This window comes from Streptomyces sp. TM32 (genome assembly GCF_004122755.1).
GTDB classification, from domain to species: Bacteria; Actinomycetota; Actinomycetes; order Streptomycetales; family Streptomycetaceae; genus Streptomyces; species Streptomyces sioyaensis.
Map to the genome: position 1 here is coordinate 20584 of NZ_SDIG01000037.1, position 25450 is coordinate 46033.

The following is a 25450-nucleotide window of genomic DNA, read 5'->3' on the forward strand; positions in this document are numbered from 1 at the left end:
TGAAGGATCGACCGACGTGCTTTTCCTCTATGTTGTCCTGCTGCTGAGCTGTGCCGGGCTGCTGGTCGCCGGCGTGCTGGAGCAGCGGCGCCACTACGCCGCGCTGGCGCAGATCCCCACCCGGGTGCTGGTCAACGGCATTCGCGGCAAGAGCTCGATCACCCGGCTGTGCGCGGGGGCGCTGCGCGGCGGTGGCCTGGTCACCGTGGCCAAGACCACCGGCACCGCGGCCCGGTTCATCCACCCGGACGCCACCGAGGAGCCGGTGTACCGGAAGTTCGGCATCGCGAACGTCGTCGAGCAGATCGGCATCGTCCGGCGCGCGGCGGCATACCGGCCGGACGCCCTGGTGATCGAGTGCATGGCGGTGATGCCCGCACTCCAGGAGGTCAACCAGGACAAGCTGATCCGCTCCACCATCGGCGTGCTGTGCAACGTCCGCGAGGACCACCTCGCCGAAATGGGGCCGACGCTGGACGACGTGGCCCGCTCGCTGTCCCGGTCGATGCCGGTCGGCGGGGTCTGTGTCACCGCCGAGCAGGAGCGGCTGCACCTCCTCAAGGAGGAGGCGGACAAGCGCAATTGCCGCCTGATCGCCGTCGATCCGGAGTCGGTCACCGACGAGGAGCTGCGCGCGTTCAGCTGGTTCACCTTCAAGGAGAACGTCGCCATCGCGCTGGCCGTGGCCGAGCTGCTCGGTGTGGACCGGGCCACCGCACTGCGCGGGATGCGGGACGCGCCGCCGGACCCCGGCGTGCTCTCCGTGGAGCGCTACCGCACACCGGACGGCAAGCGGCTGCGCTTCGCCAATGTCTTCGCCGCCAACGACCCCGAGTCGACCTTGATGAACGTCCGTCAGCTGGAGGAGCTCGGCGCGATCCGCCGCCCGCTGAACCTGGTCATCAACTGTCGCCCGGACCGGGTGGAACGCAACGGCCAGATGGGCGCGATCGTCCCCGACCTGGCCCCCGAGACGGTCTTCCTCATCGGGCATCCCACCAAGAGCGCCCGCGACGGCATCCCGCCGGGCTCGCCGGGCCGGGTGGTGGACCTGGGCGGCGACCGGCGCGACGGGCAGGAGCTGACCCGTGCCCTCCTCGCCGAACTCGCCCCGGATTCCTCGCTGGTGGCCGTCGGCAACATTCACGGCCAGGGCGAACTCCTCCTGGACCATCTCGGCAGGCTGCCCGCGGACGACGCCGACGAGCCGCTTCCGGTCGCGCACCCGCCCGAGACGGAGCCGTACAGCTGGGTGGCGCCGCTGAACGGCCCGACGTCCGGCGCACCTGTCCCAAGCCCCTCCTCCGCCCCTGCCGACGCCCGGTACGAAACCGCAAGGAAGCCGCTGTGATCCCCGTCATCGTCACCCCGCAGACCGCCGCACTGGGGATCGCCCTCGGACTGCTCTTCTCGCTGATCTGCTATCTGACCACCAACCTCTCCCCCGGCGGCATGATCACCCCCGGCTGGCTGGCGCTGACCCTCGTCACCGATGTGGTCCGGGCCGCGATGATGATCGGCGTCACGGCCCTCACCCTCGCCGCGACCAAGGTCCTCCAGCGCCATGTGATCCTCTACGGGAAGCGGCTGTTCGCCGCCGTCGTGCTGGCCGCGGTGCTGCTCCAGACCACGGTGATGCTCGCCCTCCAGCACGAGTTCCCGCTCCTGTACACCGCGCAGACCCTGGGCTTCATCGTGCCCGGCCTGATCGCCTATCAGCTGGTCCGCCAGCCCTTGGCACCCACCGTGATATCCACCACCGCGGTGACCCTCAGTACGTATGTGGTGCTCGTCGCCGGGCTGCTGCTGGGGGCACTGCCCGTCGGCTGAACCAGCCGCACCCGCCCGCCGTATCCGTCCGCCCGTAGAGGAGGTCACCATGGGCCACCACCCCACCCCGACCGGCAGGCCCAGTCGCCGTCAGATCCTGGCCTGCGCCGCCGGGCTGGCCTCCGCCGGAGCCCTCAGCGGATATGCCTGGCACCACTTCCGCGGCGGCGTACCGGGCAGTGACTTCTCGGTACCGGCCGGCGGCTACCGCTTCGAGCGCCGCGCCGCGCCCGCCCGTACGGTGGTGCGCGCCGCCGACGACCGCGTGCTGGCCACCTTCACCGACGGCGCCCGCACCGCGGTGCTGACCGGCCCGACCCGTACCTGGAGCGAGCCGCGCACCACCGGCGCGGTGGTGCGCGGTGACGCCTGGGTACGGCTGATGGGCGGCGCCTGGAGCCAGGGCAAGGAGCGCACCCACTGGTTCCGGGAGTGGTTCCCCAAGGCCCTGGCCGACCGCAGTCCGGACGCCCTCGCCGTGGCCTTCCAGTACGGCGACGGGGCGCACGAGCTGCGCAACGCGTCGGGGCTGCGCTACGCCGGCAAGGCGCACTTCGGGCCGCTCGTTCCCGGGCAGTCGCCGACGTCGTTCCACTACCGCGACGAGAAGTCCGACTTCTACGACTACCTCGGCACCGACTGGACGTTCCCCGACGGGACCCGCAAGTCCCCGGAGAAGGACCGCTACGGGGACGTGGACTGCTCCGGCTTCGTGCGCCTGGTCTGGGGCTACCGGATGGGCTACCCCATGCACGCCACCAACGGCCCGGGGATCGGCCTGCCCCGCCGGGCCTATGCCCTGGCCGCCCGGGCCCCCGGCGTGCTGCTGATCCCGAACACCGGCCGGCCACCTGCCGACTTCAGCCAACTGCTCCCCGGTGACCTCGTCTTCTTCGCCATCGACATCGGCAGACCGCACGGCATCGACCACTGCGGCATCTACCTGGGGCCGGACACCGACGGGCGCCCGCGCTTCTACTCCAGCCGCTCGCGGGCCAACGGGCCCACCATGGGCGACTGGGCCGGCCGCGCGACGCTCGACGGCGAGGGCTTCTACGCCCAGGGATTCCGCATGGCCCGCCGCCTGTGAAGCCGACGCCCCCAGCCCGCCGCCCCAGGAGAGACCCCGTCATGGCCACCGCCCCCCTCACCCGGGACCCCGCCGACAGCCGCCCCCGCACGCACGACATCCGACGCGCCGTCCAGGCCACGCTGCGCCGACCCACCGCCGTCAGCCGGGAGTCCTACGCCCTGCTGCTGATCCTGGCGGTCGCTGCGGTGCTCTACACCTGGGCCATCGGGCGGGCCGCGGTGCACCCGTACTACACCGCGGCGTTGCGGTCGATGGCGGCGAACTGGCACGCCTTCGTCTTCGGCGGGCTCGACCCGAGCGGCTCGATCTCCCTGGACAAGATCCCCGGCGCGCTGTGGCCGCAGGCCCTTTCCGTCCGGCTCCTCGGACCGCACACCTGGGCGGCGGTACTGCCGCAGGTATTGGAGGGCCTCCTCGCCGTCTGGGCGCTGCACCGGATCGTCCGTGCCTGGGCCGGCGCCCGGGCAGGGCTGCTCGCCGCGCTGGTCCTCACCCTCACCCCGGTCACCGTCGCGCTCAACCGGCACAACATCCCCGACACCCTGCTCGTTCTGCTGCTGGTCCTCGCGGCGGGATCGCTGCAGAAGGCCGTCCGCACCGGGAGACTGCTGCCGCTGCTCGTCTGCGGGACGTGGGTGGGGCTGGCCTTCCAGGCCAAGATGCTGCAAGCCTGGCTCGTCCTGCCGGTGTTCGCCGCGGTGTACCTGGGGGCGGCGCCCGGCTCCTGGTGGGACCGGACCCGGCGGCTGCTGCTCGCCGGGATCACCGCCCTCGTCGTCTCCTGCTCCTGGGTGCTGCTGGTCTGGGCGTCCCCCGCCGCGGACCGCCCCTACCTCGACGGAACCACCAACAACAACCCGTTCACGCTGGTCTTCGGCTACAACGGGCTGAGCCGCTTCGGCCACGACCCGCACGCGCTGGGCGCCGTCGCGGGCACGGCCGCCAGCCGCACCAGCGGCAATACGGGGTGGACCATGGTGGTCAACCAGAGCGTGGGCCCGCAGATCGCCTGGCTCCTGCCGCTCGCCGTACTGGCCTTGGCGCTGGGCGTGTGGTGGCGCGCCGGACGCCCGCGCACCGACGGGCCGCGGACCGGGTTCCTGCTCTGGGGCGGCTGGCTGGTGGTGCACCTCGTGGTCTTCAGCAACTCCAACGGCAACCACGGTTACTACATGACCGTGCTGGCCCCGGCCCTCGCCGCGCTGACCGGTGGCGGAGTCGCCCTCTTCTGGGCCGAGTACCGCGCCGGTGGCCGACGTCGCGCGGCGCTGCCCGTCGCCGTCGGGCTCACGACGCTGTGGGCCGCGGCCATCGAGGGCCCGCACAGCGACTTCGCGCCCTGGCTGCTGCCGGTGGTGCTGATGCTCGGCCTGTGCGGGACCGTCGGCCTGTGGACCAGCGGGCCCCGGACCACACGGCCGGCGGTGCACAGCGCGCTGGCGGCGTCCCTGGCGGCCGTCCTCCTCGCCCCGGCCGTCTGGGCCGTCTCCTGCCTGAACCCGCGCTACCCCGGCTCACCGATCGAACCACTGGCCGGACCGGTCGGCCCCGGCTACCACGATGCGCACCACCACCGGGCCACGGTCCGACGCAACCCCTTGAACACCCCGTCCGCGCGGGACACCGCTCTGCTGAACTACCTCTCCGCGCACCGTTCCGGGGAGAAGTACCTGCTCGCCACCCAGGCCGCGTACGGCGCCGAGCCCCTGCTGCGCGCCACCCCGCAACCCATATTGGTCATGGGCGGCTTCACCGGCCTGACCCCCTATCCGTCCGCGCCACGGCTCGGGGACCTGGTCTCCACCCACCAACTGCGCTACGCCCTGCTCACCACGCGCCGCCCGGCCACACCGGCTTCGGCCTGGGTGAAGAAGAGCTGCACCCCCGTCTCCCCACGCGCCTACGGCCGGACCTCGGACGGAAGTTTCACGCTCTACGACTGCGCTGGGGGCACCTGACTCCCACCGGCCGCCGGCCGGTGCCCTTCCACCACAGGCAAGCACTTGCCTGAGCGGAAAGTGGCTAGTAACTTTCTCCTCAGGCAAGTGCTTTCGCTTGCCCTCCGCGACGGCCAGGAGGTGGCCCATGCCCCTTGAACCGGACGCCGAACAGGCGGCCCGCGCGCTGGAAGACGTACGACACCGGCGCCAGCAGGCCATTGCGGCGCAGCGCGAGCCCCGGTGGTTCTTCCTCGCCTGGGGGGCCGTGCTCTTCCTGACCTTCGCCACGCCCGACCTCCTGCCCCTGCTGCACCTGGAACGGTGGAGCGTGTGGTGGATGGGGGTGCTCGGGCCCCTGACCGTGGTCTTTCTCCTCGGCCAGTACACCCGGCGGGGGCGCAGCCTGTTCGGCCTGCCGCCCGAGCTGGAGCCGCGGGCGTTCCTGCCGCCGGGGGCGCCGGGATCGGCCGGGTGGCGCTACCCCTGGGCCGGATTCCTCGTCGTGGTGGGCGTGGTGGGAGTCCTGTCCGTGGGGAGTGCCTGGCTGCTGTCGTACGTCCCCGGCTGGCGCCTGATACTGGGGCTCCTCCTGGGGCTGACGGTGGCGTTCCCGTCCTCCCGGCGGTTCGAGCGGCTCCAGCGGCTGAGCCGGAGCGGCGCGTGTCCGTGACCACTCCCGAGTTCGACCCCTTGCTGCTCGATCCCACCCGCCTGTCGATCACGGCATTGCTGGCGGCGACCCGGTGGGCCGAGTTCAAGTTCGTCCGGGACTCGTTGAACCTGTCGGACTCCGCCCTGTCCAAGCAGATCAGCACGCTGAGCAAACGCGAGTACGTCGAGGTCAAAAAGGGACACGTGGGCAAGGTCCCGCGCACCTGGCTGAACCTGAGCCGCGCCGGCCACCTCGCCCTGCAGGCCCATCTCGCGGCCCTGCAGGACATCGCCGACCGGTCGGCCCGACACGTTGCCGACGACGAGCATGCCGGCAGCGGGCCACCCGGATCATCCGGCTGAGGAGTTCCCGGCGCCCGGCTTCCCCTGCCTCACAGCGTCCCCTCCGGCGTCAGCACCACGAACTCCGCGCCCGCGGGGTCCGTGCAGACGGCGAGGCGGCCGACGCCCTCGGCGGTGTCCGGGCCCATCGACAGGATGCCGCCGTTGCCCGTCACCAGGCCGACGGTGGCATCGCAGTCCTGGGAGCTGAACACCGGGTGCCAGTACGGAGTTCGGCGGGGGCCCAGGAGATCGGCCGGAACGTCCATGAGGCCGCCGTGCATCCGGTCCTCGCCGCAGTCCGCGGGGGTGAGCAGGGTGTAGGTGCCGCCACCGCCCGGGAGCGGCATGTCCTGGGTGGTCCAGCCGAAGACGGTGGTGTAGAAGGTCTGCGCGGCGGCCGCATCGGTGGTGTAGAGCTCGGTCCAGCACAGCGTGCCCGGTGTGTCCGCGGCCTCGATGCCCGGATACCTCAGGGGCTGCCAGACGGCGAACTCCGCCCCCTGCGGGTCCGTGAGCTGAGCGAACCGGCCGTCCCCCGCGCCCACTTCGGCGGGGGCCGTGCGGACCGCGCCGCCTGCCTGCTCCACCGCCTTGGTCGTGGCGTCCGCGTCGGGGGTGTGGAAGTAGAGCGTCCAGGCGGAGCGGGCGCCGACTTCGGTGAGCGGGCCCACCGCGCCGACGGCCTTGCCGTCCAGCCGGAAGAGGGTGTAGCCGCCCGCCTCCTGGCCATCGTGCGGCTCGGACTGCCAGCCGAACACGGCGCGGTAGAACGCCGCGGCGACCTCGACGTCGGGGGCGCCGAGATCGAGCCAGCACGGGGAGCCGGGGACGAAGTCAGTAGTGATCATGGCGATTCCCTTCGCGGATCCTCTCTGTTGTCAGCCTGACATCCGGCACTGACACTCGCCCGTCGGCCGGGGGCCGGTGCCCGTGCCGGCGAGGAGTTCAGGCCCTCTCCCGGTAGAGCTCCTTGGCGATGATCGAGCGCTGCACCTCCGTGGCGCCCTCGTAGATGCGCGGCGCACGCACCTCCCGGTAGAGGTGTTCCAGCAGATGTCCGCGGCGCAGCGCACGGGCGCCGTGGATCTGCACGGCGGCGTCGACGACCTCCTGAGCGGTCTCGGTCGCCAGCAGCTTGGCCATGGCCGCACGGCGGGCGATGTCCGGGGCCCCGGTGTCGTACGCGGCCGCCGCCGCGTACACCAGGAGCCGGGCCGACTCGACCCGGGTGGCCATCTCGGCGAGCCGGTGGCCGACGGACTGCAGGTCCTTGAGGGGGCCGCCGAACGCGGTGCGCGCGCCGGCGTGCGTCAGTGCCGCATCCAGCGCGGCCTGCGCCATGCCGACCGCGAAGGCGCCCACGCTGGGCCGGAAGAGGTTCAGCGTGGCCATCGCCACGGCGAACCCGCCGTCCACCTCACCCAGCACATCCGCCCTGGTCACAGGCGTACCGTCGAAGACGAGGGTGCCGATGGGGTGCGGGCTGAGCATGTCCAGGCGCTCGCCGGTCAGTCCGGGACGGCCGGCGGGGACGAGGAAGGCGGTCACCCCGCGCGCGCCCGCCCCGCCGCCGGTCCGGGCGAAGACGGTGGCGAAGTCGGCCTCGGGGGCGTTGGAGATCCAGCACTTCTCGCCGGTGAGCCGCCAGCCGTCCGGGCCGTCCGGCTCGGCGGCCAGCGACAGGGCCGCGGCGTCCGAGCCCGCGCCCGGCTCGCTGAGCGCGAAGGACGCGACCGCCCGGCCGGCGGTCACCTCCGGCAGCCAGCGGGCGCGCTGCGCCTCGGTCCCGGACTGCACGACCGGATAGGCACCCAGCCCCTGGAGCGCCAGTGCCGTCTCCGCCTCCGTGCACTCCTGGGCGAGGGATTCCCGCAGCAGACACAGGTCCAGGGCGCGCAGGGCGCCGTCGGCGGGGAACAGACGGCGCAGCAGGCCCAGTTCGCCGAGGGCGGCGACGAGCGGACGGTTGACCCGGCCCTCGGTGCCCTGCTCCGCCAGCGGGCGCAGCCGTTCGGCCGTGAGCGCGCGCAGTTCGGCACACCATTTCCGCTCATCCGGTCCCAACGCGAATACGGTCACGAGGCGGCTCCCTGGTAGCGGTCCTCTATCGCGGTCTGTTGACTGCCGTCACGAACACGTTACGCTGACGACGGATCCGAACGGCAGTACTCGCCCCGCAGAACGAGCGCCACCCGAGCCTTCCCGACCGGTTCCCGCACCGGCCTCCACAGTCCCCCATCCCTCCCCCGGCCGCGCGTCGGCCAGACCCTAGGGGGCACCCGCCATGGAGCTACGGTCCTCGGCCCACGCCGACACCTTCGCGCGCGACCGGCTGCCGCCGCACGACCAGTGGCCGCAGCTCACCGAACTGGGCTATCCCGACCGCCTGAACTGCGGCGCCGAGCTGCTGGACGGCACCATCGCGCGGCTCGGCCCCGACCGGCCCGCGATCCGCGACGCCAGCGGGCCGGTCTGGACGTACGGACAGCTGCGGGCGCAGGTCGACGCGATCGCCCATGCGCTCACCGGCCCGCTGGGCGTACTGCCGGGCAACCGCGTCCTGCTGCGCGGTCCCACCACACCGTGGCTGGCCGCCTGCTGGCTCGCCGTGATGAAGGCGGGGGCGGTCGCGGTGACCGTACTGGCCTCGCAGCGCCCCGAGGAGCTCGCCACGATCTGTGAGATCGCGCAGGTGCGGCACGCGCTGTGCGATGTCCGCTCGCTCGACGATCTCGTCAGGGCCGGGGCCCCGGGGCTGCGGATCACCCCCTTCGGCGGGGACGGTCCGGGCGATCTGCGGCAGCTCGCCCGGCCGGGCGGCGCGCCGTATCCGGCGGTGGCGACCGCGGCCGACGACGTCGCGCTGATCGCCTTCACCTCGGGCACCACCGGGCGTCCCAAAGGCTGTATGCACTTCCACCGCGATGTGCTCGCCGTCGCGGACACGTTCTCGGCGCAGGTGCTGCGCCCGGAGCCGGACGACGTGTTCGCCGGCAGCCCGCCGCTCGGCTTCACCTTCGGCCTCGGCGGGCTGGTCATCTTCCCGCTGCGGGCCGGCGCCTCGGCCTTCCTCGCCGACTGGGGCGGGCCGGAGCGGCTGCTCGGCGACATCGCGACGCACCGGATCTCGGTGCTGTTCACCGCGCCGACCGCCTATCGCGCGATGCTCCCCCGGCTCGCCGGGCACGAGGTCTCCTCCCTGCGCCGCTGCGTCTCGGCCGGGGAGAATCTGCCCGCCGCGACCTGGCAGGCCTGGTACGAGGCGACCGGTCTGCGGATCATCAACGGCATCGGCGCCACGGAGCTGCTGCACATCTTCATCGCCGCCGCCGACGAGGCGATCCGGCCCGGTACGACAGGGCTGCCGGTCCCGGGCTTCCAGGCGCGGGTGGTGGGCGCGGACGGCGCCCCGGTGCCGGACGGCGAACCGGGACTGCTGGCCGTCCGCGGGCCCACCGGCTGCCGCTACCTCGCCGACGCCCGGCAGACCGCGTACGTCCAGGGCGGCTGGAACATCACCGGTGACACCTATGTCCGCGAGCCCGACGGCTACTTCCGCTATGTGGCCCGCGCGGACGACATGATCATCTCGGCCGGCTACAACATCGCGGGTCCGGAGGTGGAGGACGCCCTGCTGCGGCACCCCGACGTGACCGAGGCGGCGGTGGTCGGGCGGGCGGACGAGGACCGCGGGCAGGTGGTCGTCGCCCATGTCGTGCTGCGGGCGGGCGTCCCCCGGGGAGCGGAGACCGTCGCGGCCCTGCGTGCCTTCACCAAGAACCGGATCGCGCCCTACAAATGCCCGCGCGAGATCGTCTTCCACACCTCCCTGCCGCGCACCCCGACCGGCAAGCTCCAGCGCTTCCGGCTGCGCGAGTCCCCTCTAGAGTGACCCGGTGAACGACCAGCAAACGCAGCGCACCCCACGGTCCCTGATCGTCACGTTCTACGGCGCCTACGGACGCGGCGAGCCCGGCAGCGCGGGCGGCCCGGCCGCGCCGGTGCCGGTCGCCGCCCTGATCCGGCTGCTCGGCGCGCTCGACGTGGATCCGCCGTCGGTGCGCTCGGCGGTCTCCCGGCTCAAGCGGCGCGGTCTGCTGGTCCCCGCGCGCACGGCCACCGGGGCGGCGGCGTACGGGCTGTCCGACGACGCCCGCCAGCTCCTGGAGGACGGCGACCGGCGGATCTTCGGCCGGCCCGCCGCCCAGCTGTCCGACGGCTGGGTCCTGGCCGTCTTCTCCGTCCCCGAGGAGGAGCGGCACAAACGGCATCTGCTGCGCTCCCGGCTGGCACGGCTCGGTTTCGGCACCGCCGCACCAGGGGTGTGGATCGCCCCCGCACAGCTGTACGAGGAGACCCGGCACACCCTGCAACGGCTGCAACTCGACCCGTACGTCGACCTGTTCACCGGCGCACACGCCGGATTCGCCCCCACGGCGGACGCGGTGGCGCGGTGGTGGGACCTCGATGCCGTGGCCGCGGCGCACCGTGCCTTCCTCGCCGCCCAGGAACCCGTCCTGCGCCGCTGGTCACCGCGCCGCTCGGTGCCCCCCGAGGCGGCCTACCGTGACTACCTGCTGGCGCTGGACGCCTGGCGTCAGCTGCCCTATGCGGATCCCGGACTGCCCTCTCCCCTCCTGCCTGAGGACTGGCCGGGCGGCCGCGCGGCGGAGGTGTTCGGCCTGCTGCACGCCAAACTGCACACCGCCGGGGCCCGATACGCACACGAGCTGACGACCGGAGCGTAGCGCCCCCTCCCCCGGCCTCAGCGTCGGCGCTGCTGGGCCCCCACCGTGACGCCCGACCGCGGCCTGGATGCGGCGATCACGGAGACCACGTCCTTGAAGGAGCTGCACATCCGGGTGCCGGCGACCCCGGCGAGCTCGCCGAACTTGCCGACGCCGTAGGTCACCGCGACCGGCTCCATGCGCGCGGTGACCGCCATCCTCATGTCCCCCACGGTGTCCCCCACGTACGCGCTCTGCCAGGCCGCGACGCCGAGCCGGCCGGCGGCCCGCAGCACCATCTCCGGGTGCGGTTTGCCCCGCCGGACCATGTCCTGGCCGATGACCGGGCCGACCAGATCACGGATGCCCATGACATCGAGGAGTGACTCGGCGCTGCGGGTGGTCTTGGACGTGGCGACCGCGAGTTCGACACCGTGGGCGCGCAACGCGGACAGCCCCGCGGTCACCCCCGGGAACAGCAGCTGCGGCCCCTGGCACAGGACCTCGTAGGAGAACAGCTCGCGGTAGCGGGAGATGGCGGCCTGCACCCGGCCGTCCTCCTCGGGCTTGCCCAGCAGCCGGCCGAAGGCGGGGCCGGGCGGCTTGCCGATGGCGGCGGCCGCCTGCCGCGGGGTCACCGAACAGCCCTGCTCCGAGGCAACCTTGACGAGAAGTTTGCTGATCGCCGGGAGAGTGTTGGCGAGGGTGCCGTCCAGATCGAAGACGGCGGCCCTGATGGTTTCACCGCCGGCACCCCGCGCGCCTCTCGCGGGACGTTCGCCGACTTCCGTTGCTACGCGCATGGCTGAGACCTTTCCGGATTCCTATGGGGTGCAGGGCGCTCGGGTGACGTTGCTGGCTCGGCTGGTCGGGCGGCCTGCGGTCGACGACTGGTGAAAGGCAGAGGCGGTCTCGCCGTGGCGCACCACTGTCCAAGGGCGGTACGCGACCGTCGCAACGACTGCCAACGGAAGGGATCGCCCCGTTTACCGCCTTCGGAGATTTAAAAACCGCCTGCGCTGTTTGTCAATGCATCCTTGCTGCCTCTGACGGGTCGACAACACTCCGCTTCCCGGCCAGACTGGGAACGCACCGCATCCCCCGAGCCCCACAAGATCCGAACGACCGACCGAACGTCAGCTTCACGTCAGGGAGCGCCAGTTCCGGCCAATCCTGGGGAGCATACCGAACCGCATGGTTGGTTTTCTATGTAGACTGCAGTGAGCTCGCAGCCGTACTAGAGACGGGACGGACACCGTGCCCACCCAGCATCGCGCCATCCAGAGCCGCCAGGCACTCATCCGCTCGGCCGCAGAGACCTTCCTGGAGAAGGGGGTTCCCGCAGCGGGCATGGTCGAGATCAGCCGACGGGCCCGCCTGAGCAAAGGTGCCCTCTACTTCCACTTCACGTCCAAGGACGACCTCACGCTCGCGGTGCGGGACGCCGCACTCGCCACCCTGCAAGAGGTCGAAGAAGCCTTCACCCGGTCCCCGCAGCCCCTGACCACCGCCGTACAGGACTTCACCGTCGAGCTGTTCGGCCGGGTGCGGACGGACCCCGTGCTGCGCGCCGGACTGCGGCTGCGGCCGGAGACCGCGCCGGGGCTCGGCATCTACGCCCTGGAGCAGCGCTGGTACGCGCTCTTCCTCGACAAGGCGGTGACCTGCGGGCCGTGCGGGCCGGCCGGCTCGCACGCGCCGGACGCCGAACCGCGCCGGACGGCCCAGCTGTTGACCTCGCTCGTGGTGGGCCTGCTGCATCTGGGCGGCGAGGACGGGACGTGGTGGGACGACGAGTCGATCGTGGGCATGTGGGGGCTGCTGCCGGCCGCGCCGAGCCGGATCGCGGCCGCCGGCATCCCGGCACCGGCCCAGCTCCCGGCTGCCGGCTGAGCGGCGCGACCGCCACCCGGGCCGGCACCCCGTCCGGCGTCGCCCCGCTCCCCGCGCCCGGGCCTCACAACTCGACCAGCACGGCCCCGATATGACGCCCCTGCGTAAGTTCGCACAGCGCCCGTGGCGCCTGCTCGATCCCCTGGAGAAGGGCGTGCGGGAAGACCAGCGAGCCCTCCCGCAAGCCCTGCCCGAACTCCTTCGTCCACTCCTGCGGCAGATCCGGGTGCGCGTACAGTCCGAAGCCGCGCAGCGTCACCCGGCGCGTGATGATCAGCCCGGTGTCCAGCTCCACCGGGGTGAGGGCGCCGCCGCTCCCGCCCAACTGGCCGGAGAGCGCGCCGACGAGCGCGAACCGCGCGTCGGGGCGGGCCACCGCCAGCGCCGCCGGGAGCTGTTCACCGCCGACGGTGTCCAGCAGCACATCGATCCCGCCCGGCGCGGCCCGGCGCAGCTGGCGCTCGATCGACCCGGCGCCGCGCACGATCGTGTCGTCGTAGCCCAACTCGGCGCGCAGCCGGGCGGCCTTGCGCTCCGAGCCGGTGCTGCCCACCACCCGGCCGGCCCCCAGCCGGCGTGCGAGCTGCCCGGCCAGGCTGCCCACGCCGCCCGCCGCACCGGTGACGAAGACGGTGTCCCCCGGCCGCACCTCGGCGGCCCGGCGCAGCGCCCCCCAGGCGGTCGCCCCCTGCGACAGATGCGCGGCGGGCGTCGGCAGGGCGTCCGGGTCGAGCCGCCGTACCCGCGACTCCTCGACGGCCGCGAACTCCCGCCAGCCGTAGGGGTGGTGGACCAGCTCCCCGGGGGCGAAGCCGCCGCCGGGCGCTGCCACGACCTCGCCGATCGCGGCGCCCCACAGCGCCTGCCCCGGCACGAATGAGGGCATCGGCAGCGGCACTTTGGTCATCTGCGTCCGCATCGCGGCGGTCACCGCCATCACACGGGTACGCACCAGTACCTGCCCTGGCTCCGGGACCGGCACCGGGACCTCGGCCACCGTGAAATGACCTGTCGTCAAAGCGCCTTCGGCCTGGTCGGCGAGCCGGACCTCGCGGTGTACGGCCGGTATGGCGGGGACGACGGTGGGGGGCATCGGACAGCTCCTCGCGCTCGGATCACTCGACGGCGTCGTACCGGACCGCAACGCGGGATTCGCGCCACCGTCGCGAGCGCGAATCAATACCGCATGGTTGGCTTCTTTATGATGCGGAAATAGACTGCGCGGCCACGGGCGGCGGGTCGCACTCAGGCACAACAACTCCAAGAGAGCATACGGAGGATGATCGGTGGTCAAGCAGGAACGCGCAGTGCGCACCCGACGGGCCGTCCTCGAAGCGGCGGCTCATGTCATCGGCACCCGCGGGTACCAGGCCGCCACGATGGCAGAGATCATCCAGCGCGCCGGGGTCACCAAAGGGGCGGTGTACTTCCATTTCACGTCCAAGGACGCACTGGCCCGCGCGGTGATCACGGAGCAGACCGATCCGTTTCTGCCGCAAGTCAGCGAATCCCGGCTGCAGGACGCCATCGACTTCACCCACCAGGTGGCGCTGGCGCTGCGCAGCGATCCGTTGCTGCAGGCCGGCACCCGTATCGCGGTCGAGACGACCTTCAGCGAGAACCCGCTCGTGCCCTACCAGGCCTGGACCGACATCATCACCACGATGTTCACCGAGGCGCGCGACAACGGGGAATTACTGCCCGGCGTGGCGCCGGACCGGGCGGCCGAGTTCTTCGTCGCGGCCTATATGGGCGTGCAGTTGTTCTCGCGGGCCGCGACCAACCGCGCCGATCTCCCGGAGCGCGTCACGGCCCTGTGGAAGCACACCCTCCCGGGTCTGGCGTCGCCCGGCGCGCTGAGCCACCTGGATCCGCACGGCCGGTGTGTGAAGGTCCCGGTCTGACACCACCGTTCGCCGCCCCGACGAAGCCGGGGCCCGTCCGGAACTGGAAAACAAACCACATGGTCCGTATCTTAGTGCCGCACGGACGGTCACCACGGCTCAGCCCGGCAGGGCGCGAAGAGCCGTATCTCTGAAAGGAACACCTATGGCCAGCGCCACGCTCACGCCGTACTTGCGCGATGAGCGCCATGACAACGGAGGCGAGGACGTCAGCGGAATCCGACCGTCCGCACTGACCAGGACGGTGCCGCGGGAGTACGTGCACCGCACCGCCGTCTCCGAGGTGTTCCTGACCAACTGGCGTCAGGGCGACGCCCACAGCTGGGTGGTCAGCGCGCAGTGGCCGCGCGCCCACACCTTCTACGGTCCGGTCCACGGGCTGCACGACCCGCTTCTGCTGATAGAGACCATGCGGCAGGCCGGGATATTACTCAGCCATGTCGCCCACGGGGTGCCCCTGGACCACCCGATCATCTGGCAGCGGGTCCGCTACGACCTCTTACCGGAGGCACTGCGCACCACCGACCGGCCCGCCGAGATCGAACTGCACATCACCGACCACGACATGGTCCACCGCGGCAAGCGGCTGGCCAGCGCCCGCCAGGAGTTCCGGATCGTGTGCGACGGCGCCGAACTGGCCACGGCGGCGCTCGACTACTCCTGTCACAGCCCGGCGGTCTACCGCCGGCTCCGCGGCGAGTACTGCGATCTCGACCTCGCCAACTCCCGGAAGCTGCCGGTTCCCGAGGCCGTTCCTCCGCAGCTGGTCGCCCGGGACCACGACCGCGACGTGGCGCTCGCCCCCACCGACCGCCCCGACCGCTGGCAACTGCGGGTGGACACCTCGCACCCGGTGCTCTTCGACCACCCCGTCGACCACGCGCCCGGCATGCTGATGATCGAGGCCGCCCGGCAGGCCGCACAGGCGTCCGCCCCCGGCTTCACCCTTCCGGTCTCCATGGAGTGCTCGTTCGCGCGCTACGCCGAACTCGACGCACCGTCCTGGGTACAGGCGCGGACCACCGACCGGGCCGATGACGGCAGCCGCCAGCTCACGGTCACCGTCGAACAGCACGACAAGCCCGTCGTCTCCGCCCAGATCACCAGCGTGCCGATGTCCTGACCGGCCGCTTCGCCGGCCCGCCGGCCGCCACACGCCTTCGTTCCGCCCGCCCGGCGCCTGCCGGGCCCCCCGTACGGCCCCGCCTCACACTGCCCGTGCCTCCCCCGTCAGCGCAGTGTGAGGCGGGGCTTCGGTGCGTCGGTGCGTCCGGTGGGCGGGGGGCGGTTGCCCGCCTGGTACGGCAGCGGCCAGGGGGCTCCCGGCCCGGCGTACCCCTGCTCCGCGGCGGCGTGCAGCGTCCAGTGCGGGTCGTACAGATGCGGTCTGCCCAGCGCGCACAGGTCCGCGCGGCCGGCCAGCACCAGGGAGTTCACGTCGTCCCAGGAGGAGATCGCGCCGACCGCGATGACCGGCACACCGAGGGTGTTGCGGATGCGGTCGGCGAACGGGGTCTGATAGGAGCGGCCGAAGTCGGGGCGCTCGTCGGGGACCACCTGTCCGGTGGACACATCGATGGCGTCCGCGCCGTGCCGTGCGAAGGCCTCGGCGATGGTCACCGCGTCCCGGGCCGTGGTGCCGCCGTCCGCCCAGTCGGTCGCGGAGATCCGGACGGTCATCGGGCGCCCGGCCGGCCAGACGGCGCGGACCGCGTCGAAGACCTCCAGCGGGAAGCGCAGCCGGGCGTGGACGTCGCCGCCGTAGGCGTCGGTGCGCCGGTTGGTGAGCGGGGAGAGGAAGCCGGAGAGCAGATAGCCGTGGGCGCAGTGGAGTTCGAGCAGATCGAAGCCGGCGCGGGCGGCGGACTCGGCGGAGCGGACGAACTGCTCGCGTACGGTGGCGAGTTCGGGCCCGGTCAGGGCGTGCGGGAGCTGGTTGACGCCGGGTCGGTAGGGCAACGGGGAGGCCGCCACGAGAGGCCAGTTGCCCTCCGGGAGCGGCTGGTCGATGCCGTCCCACATCAGCCGGGTCGAGCCCTTGCGGCCGGAGTGCCCGAGCTGGACGCCGATGGCGGTGCCGGGCGCGGAGGCGTGGACGAAGTCGGTGACCCGGCGCCAGGCGGTCTCATGGCCGGGTGCGTACAGCCCCGTACAGCCGGGGGTGATCCTCCCCTCGGGGCTGACGCAGACCATCTCCGTCATCACCAGCCCGGCGCCGCCCAGCGCGCGGGCGCCGAGGTGGACGAGGTGGAAGTCGCCGGGGGTGCCCGCGCCGTCCACCGCGGAGTACATGTCCATCGGGGAGACCACGACCCGGTTGCGCAGGGTCAGCCCGCCCAGCCGGAACGGGGTGAACATGGGCGGCGTGGCGGACTCGATGCCCGCCTCGCGCTCGACGGCCGTGACGAATCCGGGGTCACGCAGCCGCAGGTTGTCGTGGGTGACCCGGCGGCTGCGGGTGAGGAGGTTGAAGGCGAACTGGTGGGGCGGCTGGTCGAGGTAGGTGGCCAGCTCCTCGAACCAGGCGAGGCTGGCGCGCGCGGCACGCTGGGTGGACGCGACGACGGGGCGGCGCTCCTCCTCGTAGGCGGCCAGCGCGGAGGCGGTGTCGGGCTGCTCCTGGAGGCAGGCGGCGAGCGCCAGGGCGTCCTCGACGGCGAGCTTGGTGCCGGAGCCGATGGAGAAGTGCGCGGTGTGCGCGGCGTCGCCGAGCAGCACCGTATTGCCGTGGGACCAGCGCGCGTTGACGACGGTGCGAAAGGCGATCCAGCTGGAGTTGTTGGCACGCAGTGACCGGCCGCCCAGCGCGTCCGCGAAGATTTTGGCGCACCACTGCGCCGACTCGCGCTCGTCGCAGCGGTCGAGCCCGGCCGCCCGCCAGACCTCCTCGCGCATCTCGACGATGACGGTGCTGGCGCCCTCGGGGTGCTCGCCGGAGGGGTTCGTCGCGGGGTCGTCGGTCGACGGGCGGGCGTAGGGATAGGCGTGGAGCTGCGCGACGCCGTGCTCGGTCGGGGCGATCTCGAAGCGGAAGGCGTCGAAGGCGAAGTCGGCGGCGAGCCAGATGTAGCGGCAGCGGTGGGTGGTCAGCTGCGGGCCGAAGACCTCGGCGTGCGCGGTGCGGGTCGCGCTGTGCACCCCGTCGGCGGCGATCACCAGGTCGTGGTCGCGGGCCAGTTCGGCGGCCGGCGGGGCCTCCGTACGGAAGCGCAGCTCGATGCCGAGGTCGCGGCAGCGCTGGTGGAGTACGGCCAGCAGCCGGCGCCGGCCGAGCGCCGCGAAGCCGTGCCCGCCGGAGGTCAGGGTGCGGCCGCGGTGCACGATGTCGATGTCGTCCCAGCGGACGAACTCCGCCTGGAGCGCGCGGTAGACCTCCGGGTCGGCGTGCTCGATGCCGCCGAGGGTCTCATCGGAGAGCACCACGCCGAATCCGAAGGTGTCGTCGGGGGCGTTGCGCTCCCATACGGTGATCTCGCGGGTGGGGTCGAGGCGCTTGAGCAGGGCCGCGGCGTAGAGCCCGCCCGGCCCCCCGCCGATGACGGCGACCCGCATGGCTACTTCCCCTGCCATTTGGGGGCCCGCTTCTCCGTGAAGGCGGCGTGGAATTCCGCGTAGTCGTCGCTGTTCATCAACAGCGCCTGGGTGGCGGCGTCCATCTCGACGGCGGCGGCCAGCGGCATGTCGAGCTCCGCGGTGAGCAGCGCCTTGGTCTGGGCGTGGGCCAGCGCGGGCCCCTCGGCGAGCCGCTTGGCGAGCGCCGCGGCGGCCTCGTCGGCCCGCCCCTCCTCGGCCAGCTCACTGAGCAGCCCGAGGCGTTCGGCCTCCGGGGCACGGACGGTGTCGCCGAGCATCAGCAGCCGGGTGGCATGGCCGAGGCCGATCACGCGCGGCAGGAGATAGGCCGCGCCCATGTCGCCCCCGGACAGGCCGACCCGGGTGAAGAGGAAGGCGAAGCGGGCGGAGGGGTCGGCGACGCGGAAGTCCGCGGCCAGCGCCAGCACCGCACCGGCCCCGGCCGCAACCCCGTGCACGGCCGCGACCACCGGGAACGGACACTCCCGCAGCGCCCTGACGACCTGCCCGGTCATCCGGTTGAAGTCCAGCAGCTGCGCGGTGTCCATGCCGAGGGTGGCGCCGATGATCTCCTCGACATCGCCGCCGGAGCAGAAACCGCGCCCCTCCCCGGCGAGCACGAGGGCGCGCACCGAGCGCTCCCGGGAGAGTTCCGCGAGCAGATCGCGGAGGTCGGCGTAGGCCTCGAAGGTGAGGGCGTTGAGCTTGTCCGGGCGCGCGAGAGTGACGGTGGCGATCCCGTCCTTCCTGGTCACGCGGATGTGCTGCCAGGGCTCTGTGCTGCGGGCGGATCCTGCGAACGGGCTCATCGGGCTGCCTGCCCCCTTTGGCCGGTCGGCCGGTGGATGCTGTTCCGGATGCTCCTCGAAGTTATCACTCATCCATGACTGTCGTCATGAGAACGCGATACGCCGCGCCGCCGGTGGCGGGGCGCCGCCCTCGGGACCGTGCGGCGGGGGTGAGAGGGAAGGGCCGTGCGGGCGAGGGTGCCGAAGGTCCCGGCTCCCCCCATGACCTAGGTCATGTGCGCCCCGGCCACACGCCCCTGATCCCGGCGCCCCGCGCTTCCTACGCTGGATCCGACCGAACCGGCCTCGGACGGCCTGGCCCACGCGAACGGATCGACGGCACATGCTGGCACCCCCACCCCCCGCGACCTGGCACATCGCGCTGCCACGCGGCGCGACGGCCGTCCCCATCGCCCGCGCGATGGTCCGGACCGCCCTCCAGGACCTGGGGGTGGCGGCCGACCGGACCACGGCGCAGCTGCTGACCGCCGAGCTGGTGACCAACGCCCTCAAGCACGCCCGCGGTACGGAGCCCATCGAGCTGGTGGTGAAGTTGCATCCGACGGGCTGCCTGATCGAGGTGCACGACGACGATCCACTCCTCATCGACGTGCTGCTCGACGATCCGTTCCCGCTGTCGGAGCTGGGCGACGCGGTACTGGTGGCCGCACCGGATGCCGCCGGGCCGGCGTGGGCGGCGGCGGGGAGCGCGATCCCGGAGGGGGCACCTTCGGGAGAGGGGGCACCCCCGGTGGGCAAGGCCGCTGCGGCGGATACGGCAGACAGGGGCCCTGCGGCGGACGGGGCACGTACGGCCGATGGGGCACGTACGGCTGACGGGACGTCTACGGCCGAGGGCACGCGTACGGCCGTCGGGCGCCGGACGGACGGTCCCGGGGCGGCCGATGACCGGCTTCCGGCGCAGCGTACGGAGGGCGCCGGGCTGGCGGATGACGCCGACGAGAGCACGGAGACGGGCGGCACCGTGGCGAGCACGAGCACCCGGCCCACGGCCTCCCGGCCCCCCGGCACCCCGATCATCCACGCCACCGACGCTGCCGAAGCCGCCGAAGCCACCGGCCAGGACCCGCACGGCCACGACGATCACCACCGTGGCCTGCTGCTGCTCCGTTCGCTGAGCGCCGACGCGGGCTGCCGCCCGACGCCGCGCGGCAAGGCCGTCTGGTTCACCCTTCCCGAGGTACCACGCCGGCGCCGGTGAGGCCGGTGCCGGAGAGGCCGACGCCGGTCCCGTCCGCGGGTTCCCGAGCCACCGGTTCCTACGCCACCGGTTCCTGGGCCACCGACTCCTGGGCCGCCGTTTCCTGCTCCACCGTTTCCTGCGCTGCCGGCGCCTGCCCGAGACGCGAGCGGCGACGCCCGTAGCATGCGTAGACCAGCGCCCCGGCCACCAGGAAGCCGGCGAACTGGAGCCAGGTCGCCGGACCGGTTCCGTAGCTCAGATACAGACAGAAGGCGACGCCCAACAGCGGGCCGGCGGGGAAGAGCGGCACGCGGAAGCTGCGCGGCAGATCGGGGCGGGTGCGGCGCAGCACCAGCACACTCAGGTTGACGGCCACCATGACCGCCAGCGTCCCGATGGTCGACAGATTCATCACTGCGTCCAGCGGCACGACCGCGGCCGGCACGGCGAAGACCGCCGTGACGATCCAAGTGTTGGCGACGGGGGTGGACGTCCGGGGCGAGACCCGCTCGAAGATCCGCGGGACCAGCCCGTCCCGCGACATCGACATCAGGATGCGGGTCTGGCCGTACAGGACCGCGCACCGGGCAGCGCCCGAGGTGCCGTGGGGCCGCTGCCCGCCCTGCCGTCCTAGCCGGCGAGCGTCGCCACCAGCACCGCCTTGATCGTGTGCATCCGGTTCTCCGCCTCGTCGAAGACCACGGAGTGCGCGGACTCGAAGACCTCGTCGGTGACCTCCAGCGACGACAGTCCGTGCCGGGCGTGGATCTCCCGGCCGAGCGCCGTGCCCAGGTCGTGGTACGCGGGCAGACAGTGCAGGAACTTCACGTCCGGCTTGCCGGTGGCGCGCAGCACGTCCATCGTGACCGCGTACGGCGCGAGCAGCGCGATCCGCTCGTCCCACACCTCCTTGGGCTCGCCCATGGAGACCCAGACATCGGTCGTCACGAAGTCCGCACCGCGCACGCCCTCGGTGACGTCGTCGGTGAGCGTGAGGCGGGCGCCGCTGGTCGCGGCGAGCGCGCGCGCCTTTGCGACGACCGACTCCTCGGGCCACAGCTGCTTCGGCGCCACGATCCGGACGTCCATGCCGAGCAGGGCACCGGTGACGAGGTAGGAGTTGCCCATGTTGTTCCGGGCGTCGCCGAGATAGGCGAAGGCGGTCTCCTCCAGGGGGCGGCCCGGTCCGTGCTCGATCATGGTCAGCACGTCGGCGAGCATCTGCGTGGGATGCCATTCGTCGGTCAGCCCGTTGAAGACGGGCACGCCGGCGTGGGCCGCCAGCTCCTCGACGTCGGACTGCCGGCTGCCGCGGAACTCGATGCCGTCAAACATCCGGCCGAGCACCCGGGCCGTGTCCTTCACCGACTCCTTGTGCCCGATCTGCGATCCGGACGGGTCGAGGTAGGTGGTCGAGGCGCCCTGGTCCGCCGCCGCGACCTCGAAGGAACAACGGGTCCGGGTCGAGGTCTTCTCGAAGATCAGGGCGATGTTCCTGCCCCGGAGGCGGGGGACCTCGGTGCCGGCGCGCTTGGCCGCTTTCAGCTCGGCCGCCAGCTCGGTCAGTCGGCGGAATTCCTCGGCGCTGAAGTCCAGCTCCTTGAGGAAATGACGGCCCCTGAGGTCTATCGCCATGGGTGGGCTCCTGATTCGCGGCGGTCGGGACGGACTCGAATAGTGGAAGTGTATACGAACATACGTATCTCTATACGGAGCCCCCGGCGGGAGCACGGAGAGCACGGCGCCCCCGGCCGGAAGCACGGAGCCGCTGGCTCGGTGCGGGATCCGGCCCGCCCCAAAGGGTGCGGGGCATCCTCAGGCTGCCCCCGGCACCGCGTCCCTCGCCACCGGACAGCTCATACAGCGCGGCCCGCCGCGCCCGCGGCCCAGCTCGCTCCCCGGGATCGTGATCACCTCGATACCGCGCTTGCGGAGGAAGGTGTTGGTGGTGACGTTCCGCTCGTACGCCACCACCACACCCGGCTCCACCGCCAGCACATTGCAGCCGTCGTCCCACTGCTCACGCTCGGCCGAGTGCACATCCTGGGTCGCGGTCAGCACCCGGATGTCGGAGAGACCCAGCGACGCCGCTATGGCGCGGTGCATGTGCTCCGGCGGATGGTCGGTGACCTTGAGGTCCTGGTCGCCCGACCCCGGCTCGATGGTGTACGAGCGGAGCATGCCCAGCCCCTCGTACTGGGTGAACGTATCCCCGTCGATCATGGTCATGACGGTGTCCAGATGCATGAACGCCCGGCGCTTGGGCATGTCCAGCGCCACGATCGTGCGGGCGGAACCCGCTGCGAACAGCCCCCGCGCAAGCAGCTCCACGGCCTGCGGCGTGGTGCGTTCGCTCATCCCGATGAGCACGGCGCCGCTGCCCAGCACCAGGACGTCCCCGCCCTCGATCGTCGAGGGAAAGTCCGCCTGGCCCTCCGACCAGACATGGAAGTCCTCGCCGCGGAAGAGCGGGTGGTGCCGGTAGATCGCCTCGTAATGCATGGTCTCGCGCTGCCTGGCAGGCCAGCGCATGGAGTTGATCGACACCCCGTCATAGATCCAGGCGGAGGTGTCGCGGGTGAAGAGGTGGTTGGGCAGCGGCCCCAGCAGGAAGTCGTCCAGATCCATCACATGGAAGCGCACCGAGGTGGGCTCGGGATGGCGCTCCAGGAACTCGCGCTTGGTCATGCCGCCGACCAGCGCCTCGACCAGCTCCGGGACCGGAAGCTCGTCGAAGGCCGCCCGCAGGTGGTCGGTGGCCAGCGGCCCGTATTCCTTCTCGTCGAAGACCCGGTCGAGGACCAGCCTCCGCGCCTCGGGAATCTGCATGCTCTCGGCCAGCAGATCCCCGAAGAGGTGGACCTCCACCCCACGGTCCCGGAGCACGTCGGCGAAGCCGTCGTGCTCGGCCCGCGCCCGGCGCACCCACAACACGTCGTCGAAGAGCAAGGCGTCCTTGTTGGAGGGCGTGAGCCGCTTCAGCTCCAGATCGGGGCGATGCAGGATGACCCGGCGCAGCCGCCCGGCCTCGGAGTCGACTTGGAATCCCATCCACCCATCTTGGCCGCTCCGACGACTTTGCGGAGGGAGTCGGGGGATGTCGGACCGGTTGGGTCGGCCCGCGGGACGGCGGCAGGGCCGGCCTCCAGGGCTCGGCGAGTGGCGGAGCCGGGAACGCTGTGGGGCGGTGTTCCGATGGCGCACCCTGCCCGTTCCCTGGCTCTGTTCTGAGGTGAGGAACCCCGCACCGTGGCGCGGAGCCGGTCACCGCCCGCTCCTTCCAAACCGCGCGATCGCCTCCAGGATCGCGTCCCGCATCAGGGGACTGCCCGTGTGCCCCGAGTCGTCGATCACCTTCAGCTCTGCCTCTTGCCATGCTCGGGACAGCTCCCACGCGGTCTTCAGCGGGCTGCCCAGGTCGAGTCGGCCGTGGATCAGCACCGCCGGGATACCCGCCAGCTGGTGCGCGTTACGGATCAGTTGTCCGTCCGCGAGCCAGGCGTCGTGGGCGAAGTAGTGCGTGCAGATCCGGACGAAGGCCATCAGGGCGTCGTCAGGCTTGTCGCTGTAGTGGCCGGGACGGCCGAGTACCTCGTGGGCGATGACGGCATCCTCCCAAGCGCACCAGTCCCGCGCCGCCTTGACCCGGACGGCCTCATCCGGGCTGTTCACCAGCCGGTTGTAGGCGGCCACGAGACTGCCGCCGCGGTCCGGCTCCGGCAGTGCCGCACGGAACGCCTCCCAGGGGCCGGGCAGCAGGCGTCCGACACCGCGGTAGAGCCAGTCGGTCTCTTCCGGCCGGGTCATGGTGACGCCGACGATGACGATCTCGGAGACCCGCTCGGGATACCGCTCAGCGTAGGCGAGGATCAACGTCGAGCCCCAGGAGCCGCCGTAGAGGAGCCAGCGCTCGATGCCCAAGTGCGCGCGTAGCCGCTCCATATCGGCGATGAGGTGGTCGGTGGTGTTGTGCTGGAGGCTGACGGCCGGGTCGGAGGCATGGGGCCGGCTCTCACCGCAGCCACGCTGATCGAACAGGACGGTCCGGTAGACCTCGGGGTCGAACATGGTGCGGCTGCCGCGGCGTCCCCCACCGCCCGGGCCGCCGTGCACGCACAGGGCCGCCTTCCCCTTGGGGTTTCCGCTGCTCTCCCAGTAGATCTGGTTTCCGTCGCCGACGTCGAGGAGGCCGTGCGCGTACGGTTCGACGGATGGAAACGACTGAGCCATGACAGTCTCCTCCTGAAGGCACGACGAACAACCTCGCGAGGCTAATCGACAGCGGGACCGACGTCTCCCGCTTTGTCCGCAGCCCGGGCGGTGCCGTCCTCGGCCCAGACGCCTCCGGCGTAGCCGACCGACCCAGCTGGCCAACGGGGATCCGTACTGGTGGGGACAGGGAGGCACCAGGAACACGGCACACCGGATACCCCCGAAGCACATACGCCCCCTGCGAGGGCACGAAAGGGCGACGGGTAGGGCGAGGAAACGACGAGTAGGGGCGAGGAGACGGGCAGGGGCCGGCGGAGAAGCAGTGACGACGGTGGGCGGGCCGCGGGCGTGTCGGGCGTGAGCGCTCCCGGCCCCGGGGCGGTGGCGTACCGCTCGGGGTGTTCGTTCCGCGTGGACGCGGTCGCGGTGGGGCGTCCCACCTCAGGCAGGGTTGCGGTCGCGTACCTCCAGCTTCTCCAGTATTCCGGCGACGCGGTCTCTTGATTCGTCGACGGTGTCCATCGCCTCGACGCAGGTCCAGTACATTCCGTCCTCGTCCGCCAGCAGCACCACGGCCACCAGCGCTTCACACACCTCCCGCAGCAATCGGCACAGGCACGTCAACGCCTCCTTGACGTCGCGGACTTCGGTCAACTGACCCGCCCGCAGCGCACCGGTGGACGATGTCGGGCACAGCAGTCCCCCGCTGAACCGCCCGCCCGCATCGCCTAACCCCCGGGCCCTGGACCGCACTTCGTACGGACCGAATATCGCCAGATGGCTGCCTATCGCCTCTGCCAGGGCTTGCGCCTGCCATGCCTCGACGATCACTCCCTGAATCGTGTGCGCCTCCGCCACACCGCGCCGACTCGCCGCGATGATCCGCACTGCGTCCATCCGCTCCCTCCTCTCCTCATCAATCGCATGCACCCTGCACTCTTTTCACTACCCAGAGTGAGGGTGAACACCCAAAAAAGCCAGGGGAATTCGCAAATCTGTGGACAACCAAGGCGATGTGGAAAGATCCATGACTCCATAGAGTGATGAAGGGGCGCCTCGTGCACGCGCCTTCCCCTCGCGCCACGACCGCCCCGCCCCTCACACCACCGGCACACGTCACACAAGATGCCCGGAGTCAACGCCCAAGTGAACACCGGGAGTCGGCGCAGAAGCCCAGGAGCCGGACACCGAGAGTGCGCGGTGCGAGTCCGCCAGCACGCGGCGGGGCGGGGGCCGACGCCCCCGCCCCGCCGCGTGCTGGCGGACTCGCACCGCGCACTCTCGGTGTCC

At 71.9% G+C, this 25450-nt stretch carries 21 protein-coding genes and 3 pseudogenes; 13 read left to right on the forward strand and 11 right to left on the reverse strand.

Features of this window, described 5'->3' with window-relative positions; genetic code table 11:
* The first annotated feature begins 16 nt into the window (after nt 1–16).
* The 6 genes from pgsB (at nt 17) to EST92_RS11960 (ending at nt 5877) form a co-directional block, all read left to right on the forward strand.
* The gene (gene pgsB / locus EST92_RS11935) at nt 17–1351 is read left to right on the forward strand and encodes a poly-gamma-glutamate synthase PgsB (protein ID WP_129280917.1); all 1335 of its coding nucleotides are present in this window, start codon (nt 17–19) and stop codon (nt 1349–1351) included.
* Nucleotides 1348–1830, forward strand: a complete 483-nt coding sequence (locus EST92_RS11940) for a poly-gamma-glutamate biosynthesis protein PgsC/CapC (RefSeq protein WP_129248112.1) — start codon at nt 1348–1350, stop codon at nt 1828–1830. The genes pgsB and EST92_RS11940 overlap by 4 nt, the downstream gene beginning before the upstream one ends.
* 49 nt (nt 1831–1879) lie before the next feature.
* Complete coding sequence (locus EST92_RS11945; RefSeq protein ID WP_129280918.1) at nt 1880–2920, forward strand: NlpC/P60 family protein; 1041 nt, start codon at nt 1880–1882, stop codon at nt 2918–2920.
* 41 nt (nt 2921–2961) lie between these two features.
* A complete protein-coding gene (locus EST92_RS11950; protein ID WP_129280919.1) occupies nt 2962–4881 on the forward strand; it encodes a glycosyltransferase family 39 protein in 1920 nt (639 codons plus the stop codon).
* Nucleotides 4882–5008: 127 nt separating this feature from the next.
* Nucleotides 5009–5533 carry a hypothetical protein gene (locus tag EST92_RS11955; protein WP_129280920.1) on the forward strand — a complete coding sequence of 175 codons (525 nt, stop codon included), beginning with the start codon at nt 5009–5011 and terminating at the stop codon, nt 5531–5533.
* The gene (locus EST92_RS11960) at nt 5524–5877 is read left to right on the forward strand and encodes a transcriptional regulator (RefSeq protein WP_129280921.1); all 354 of its coding nucleotides are present in this window, start codon (nt 5524–5526) and stop codon (nt 5875–5877) included. The genes EST92_RS11955 and EST92_RS11960 overlap by 10 nt, the downstream gene beginning before the upstream one ends.
* 29 nt (nt 5878–5906) lie before the next feature.
* Here EST92_RS11960 and EST92_RS11965 read toward each other — a convergent pair whose 3' ends face one another.
* A complete protein-coding gene (locus tag EST92_RS11965; RefSeq protein ID WP_129280922.1) occupies nt 5907–6707 on the reverse strand; it encodes a VOC family protein in 801 nt (266 codons plus the stop codon).
* A 97-nt stretch (nt 6708–6804) separates the two neighbouring features.
* Nucleotides 6805–7938 (reverse strand): acyl-CoA dehydrogenase family protein, encoded by a 1134-nt coding sequence (locus tag EST92_RS11970; protein ID WP_129248106.1) that lies wholly within the window; start codon nt 7936–7938, stop codon nt 6805–6807.
* Nucleotides 7939–8143: 205 nt separating this feature from the next.
* Here EST92_RS11970 and EST92_RS11975 point away from each other — a divergent pair, with 205 nt between their 5' ends.
* Together EST92_RS11975 and EST92_RS11980 are read left to right on the forward strand one after the other, a co-directional pair.
* The gene (locus EST92_RS11975) at nt 8144–9751 is read left to right on the forward strand and encodes an AMP-binding protein (protein ID WP_129280923.1); all 1608 of its coding nucleotides are present in this window, start codon (nt 8144–8146) and stop codon (nt 9749–9751) included.
* Nucleotides 9752–9755: 4 nt separating this feature from the next.
* Nucleotides 9756–10607 carry a PaaX family transcriptional regulator C-terminal domain-containing protein gene (locus tag EST92_RS11980; protein WP_129280924.1) on the forward strand — a complete coding sequence of 284 codons (852 nt, stop codon included), beginning with the start codon at nt 9756–9758 and terminating at the stop codon, nt 10605–10607.
* Between the two features lie 17 nt (nt 10608–10624).
* On the opposite strand, the gene EST92_RS11985 is transcribed toward EST92_RS11980, so the two are convergent.
* Entirely contained in the window at nt 10625–11389 is a 765-nt protein-coding gene (locus EST92_RS11985) for an HAD family hydrolase (RefSeq protein ID WP_129248103.1), read from the reverse strand.
* Between the two features lie 454 nt (nt 11390–11843).
* On the opposite strand from EST92_RS11985, the gene EST92_RS11990 reads away from it, so the two are divergent.
* Nucleotides 11844–12479: a TetR/AcrR family transcriptional regulator gene (locus EST92_RS11990; protein WP_129248102.1), complete on the forward strand. Its 636-nt coding sequence runs from the start codon at nt 11844–11846 to the stop codon at nt 12477–12479.
* A gap of 64 nt (nt 12480–12543) precedes the next feature.
* Here EST92_RS11990 and EST92_RS11995 read toward each other — a convergent pair whose 3' ends face one another.
* Nucleotides 12544–13572, reverse strand: a complete 1029-nt coding sequence (locus tag EST92_RS11995) for an NADP-dependent oxidoreductase (protein WP_129280925.1) — start codon at nt 13570–13572, stop codon at nt 12544–12546.
* 193 nt (nt 13573–13765) lie between these two features.
* Here EST92_RS11995 and EST92_RS12000 point away from each other — a divergent pair, with 193 nt between their 5' ends.
* Nucleotides 13766–14383, forward strand: coding sequence for a ScbR family autoregulator-binding transcription factor (locus tag EST92_RS12000; RefSeq protein ID WP_006602525.1), 618 nt, complete (start codon nt 13766–13768; stop codon nt 14381–14383).
* Nucleotides 14384–14528: 145 nt separating this feature from the next.
* Nucleotides 14529–15506 (forward strand): ScbA/BarX family gamma-butyrolactone biosynthesis protein, encoded by a 978-nt coding sequence (locus EST92_RS12005; protein WP_129280926.1) that lies wholly within the window; start codon nt 14529–14531, stop codon nt 15504–15506.
* 107 nt (nt 15507–15613) lie between these two features.
* Here EST92_RS12005 and EST92_RS12010 read toward each other — a convergent pair whose 3' ends face one another.
* Nucleotides 15614–17935 (reverse strand): bifunctional salicylyl-CoA 5-hydroxylase/oxidoreductase, encoded by a 2322-nt coding sequence (locus EST92_RS12010; protein ID WP_129280935.1) that lies wholly within the window; start codon nt 17933–17935, stop codon nt 15614–15616.
* Nucleotides 17936–17937: 2 nt separating this feature from the next.
* Nucleotides 17938–18765, reverse strand: coding sequence for an enoyl-CoA hydratase family protein (locus EST92_RS12015; protein WP_129280927.1), 828 nt, complete (start codon nt 18763–18765; stop codon nt 17938–17940).
* Between the two features lie 322 nt (nt 18766–19087).
* On the opposite strand from EST92_RS12015, the pseudogene EST92_RS32120 reads away from it, so the two are divergent.
* Nucleotides 19088–19342: pseudogene (locus EST92_RS32120) on the forward strand (ATP-binding protein); the annotation flags it as partial.
* A gap of 504 nt (nt 19343–19846) precedes the next feature.
* Nucleotides 19847–19966 (forward strand): annotated as a pseudogene (locus EST92_RS12020) (ATP-binding protein); the annotation flags it as partial.
* 58 nt (nt 19967–20024) lie between these two features.
* Here EST92_RS12020 and EST92_RS12025 read toward each other — a convergent pair.
* The 5 genes and pseudogenes from EST92_RS12025 to EST92_RS12045 form a co-directional block, all read right to left on the reverse strand.
* Nucleotides 20025–20528, reverse strand: a pseudogene (locus EST92_RS12025) (APC family permease); the annotation flags it as partial.
* A gap of 50 nt (nt 20529–20578) precedes the next feature.
* The gene (gene argF / locus EST92_RS12030; RefSeq protein ID WP_129280928.1) at nt 20579–21583 is read right to left on the reverse strand and encodes an ornithine carbamoyltransferase; all 1005 of its coding nucleotides are present in this window, start codon (nt 21581–21583) and stop codon (nt 20579–20581) included.
* A gap of 180 nt (nt 21584–21763) precedes the next feature.
* On the reverse strand, nt 21764–22999 hold the full coding sequence (locus EST92_RS12035; RefSeq protein ID WP_129248096.1) for an arginine deiminase: 1236 nt from the start codon (nt 22997–22999) through the stop codon (nt 21764–21766).
* 213 nt (nt 23000–23212) lie between these two features.
* Nucleotides 23213–24178 (reverse strand): prolyl aminopeptidase, encoded by a 966-nt coding sequence (gene pip, locus EST92_RS12040; protein WP_129280929.1) that lies wholly within the window; start codon nt 24176–24178, stop codon nt 23213–23215.
* A 423-nt stretch (nt 24179–24601) separates the two neighbouring features.
* Complete coding sequence (locus tag EST92_RS12045; RefSeq protein WP_129280930.1) at nt 24602–25057, reverse strand: DUF6099 family protein; 456 nt, start codon at nt 25055–25057, stop codon at nt 24602–24604.
* Between the last annotated feature and the right edge of the window lie 393 nt (nt 25058–25450).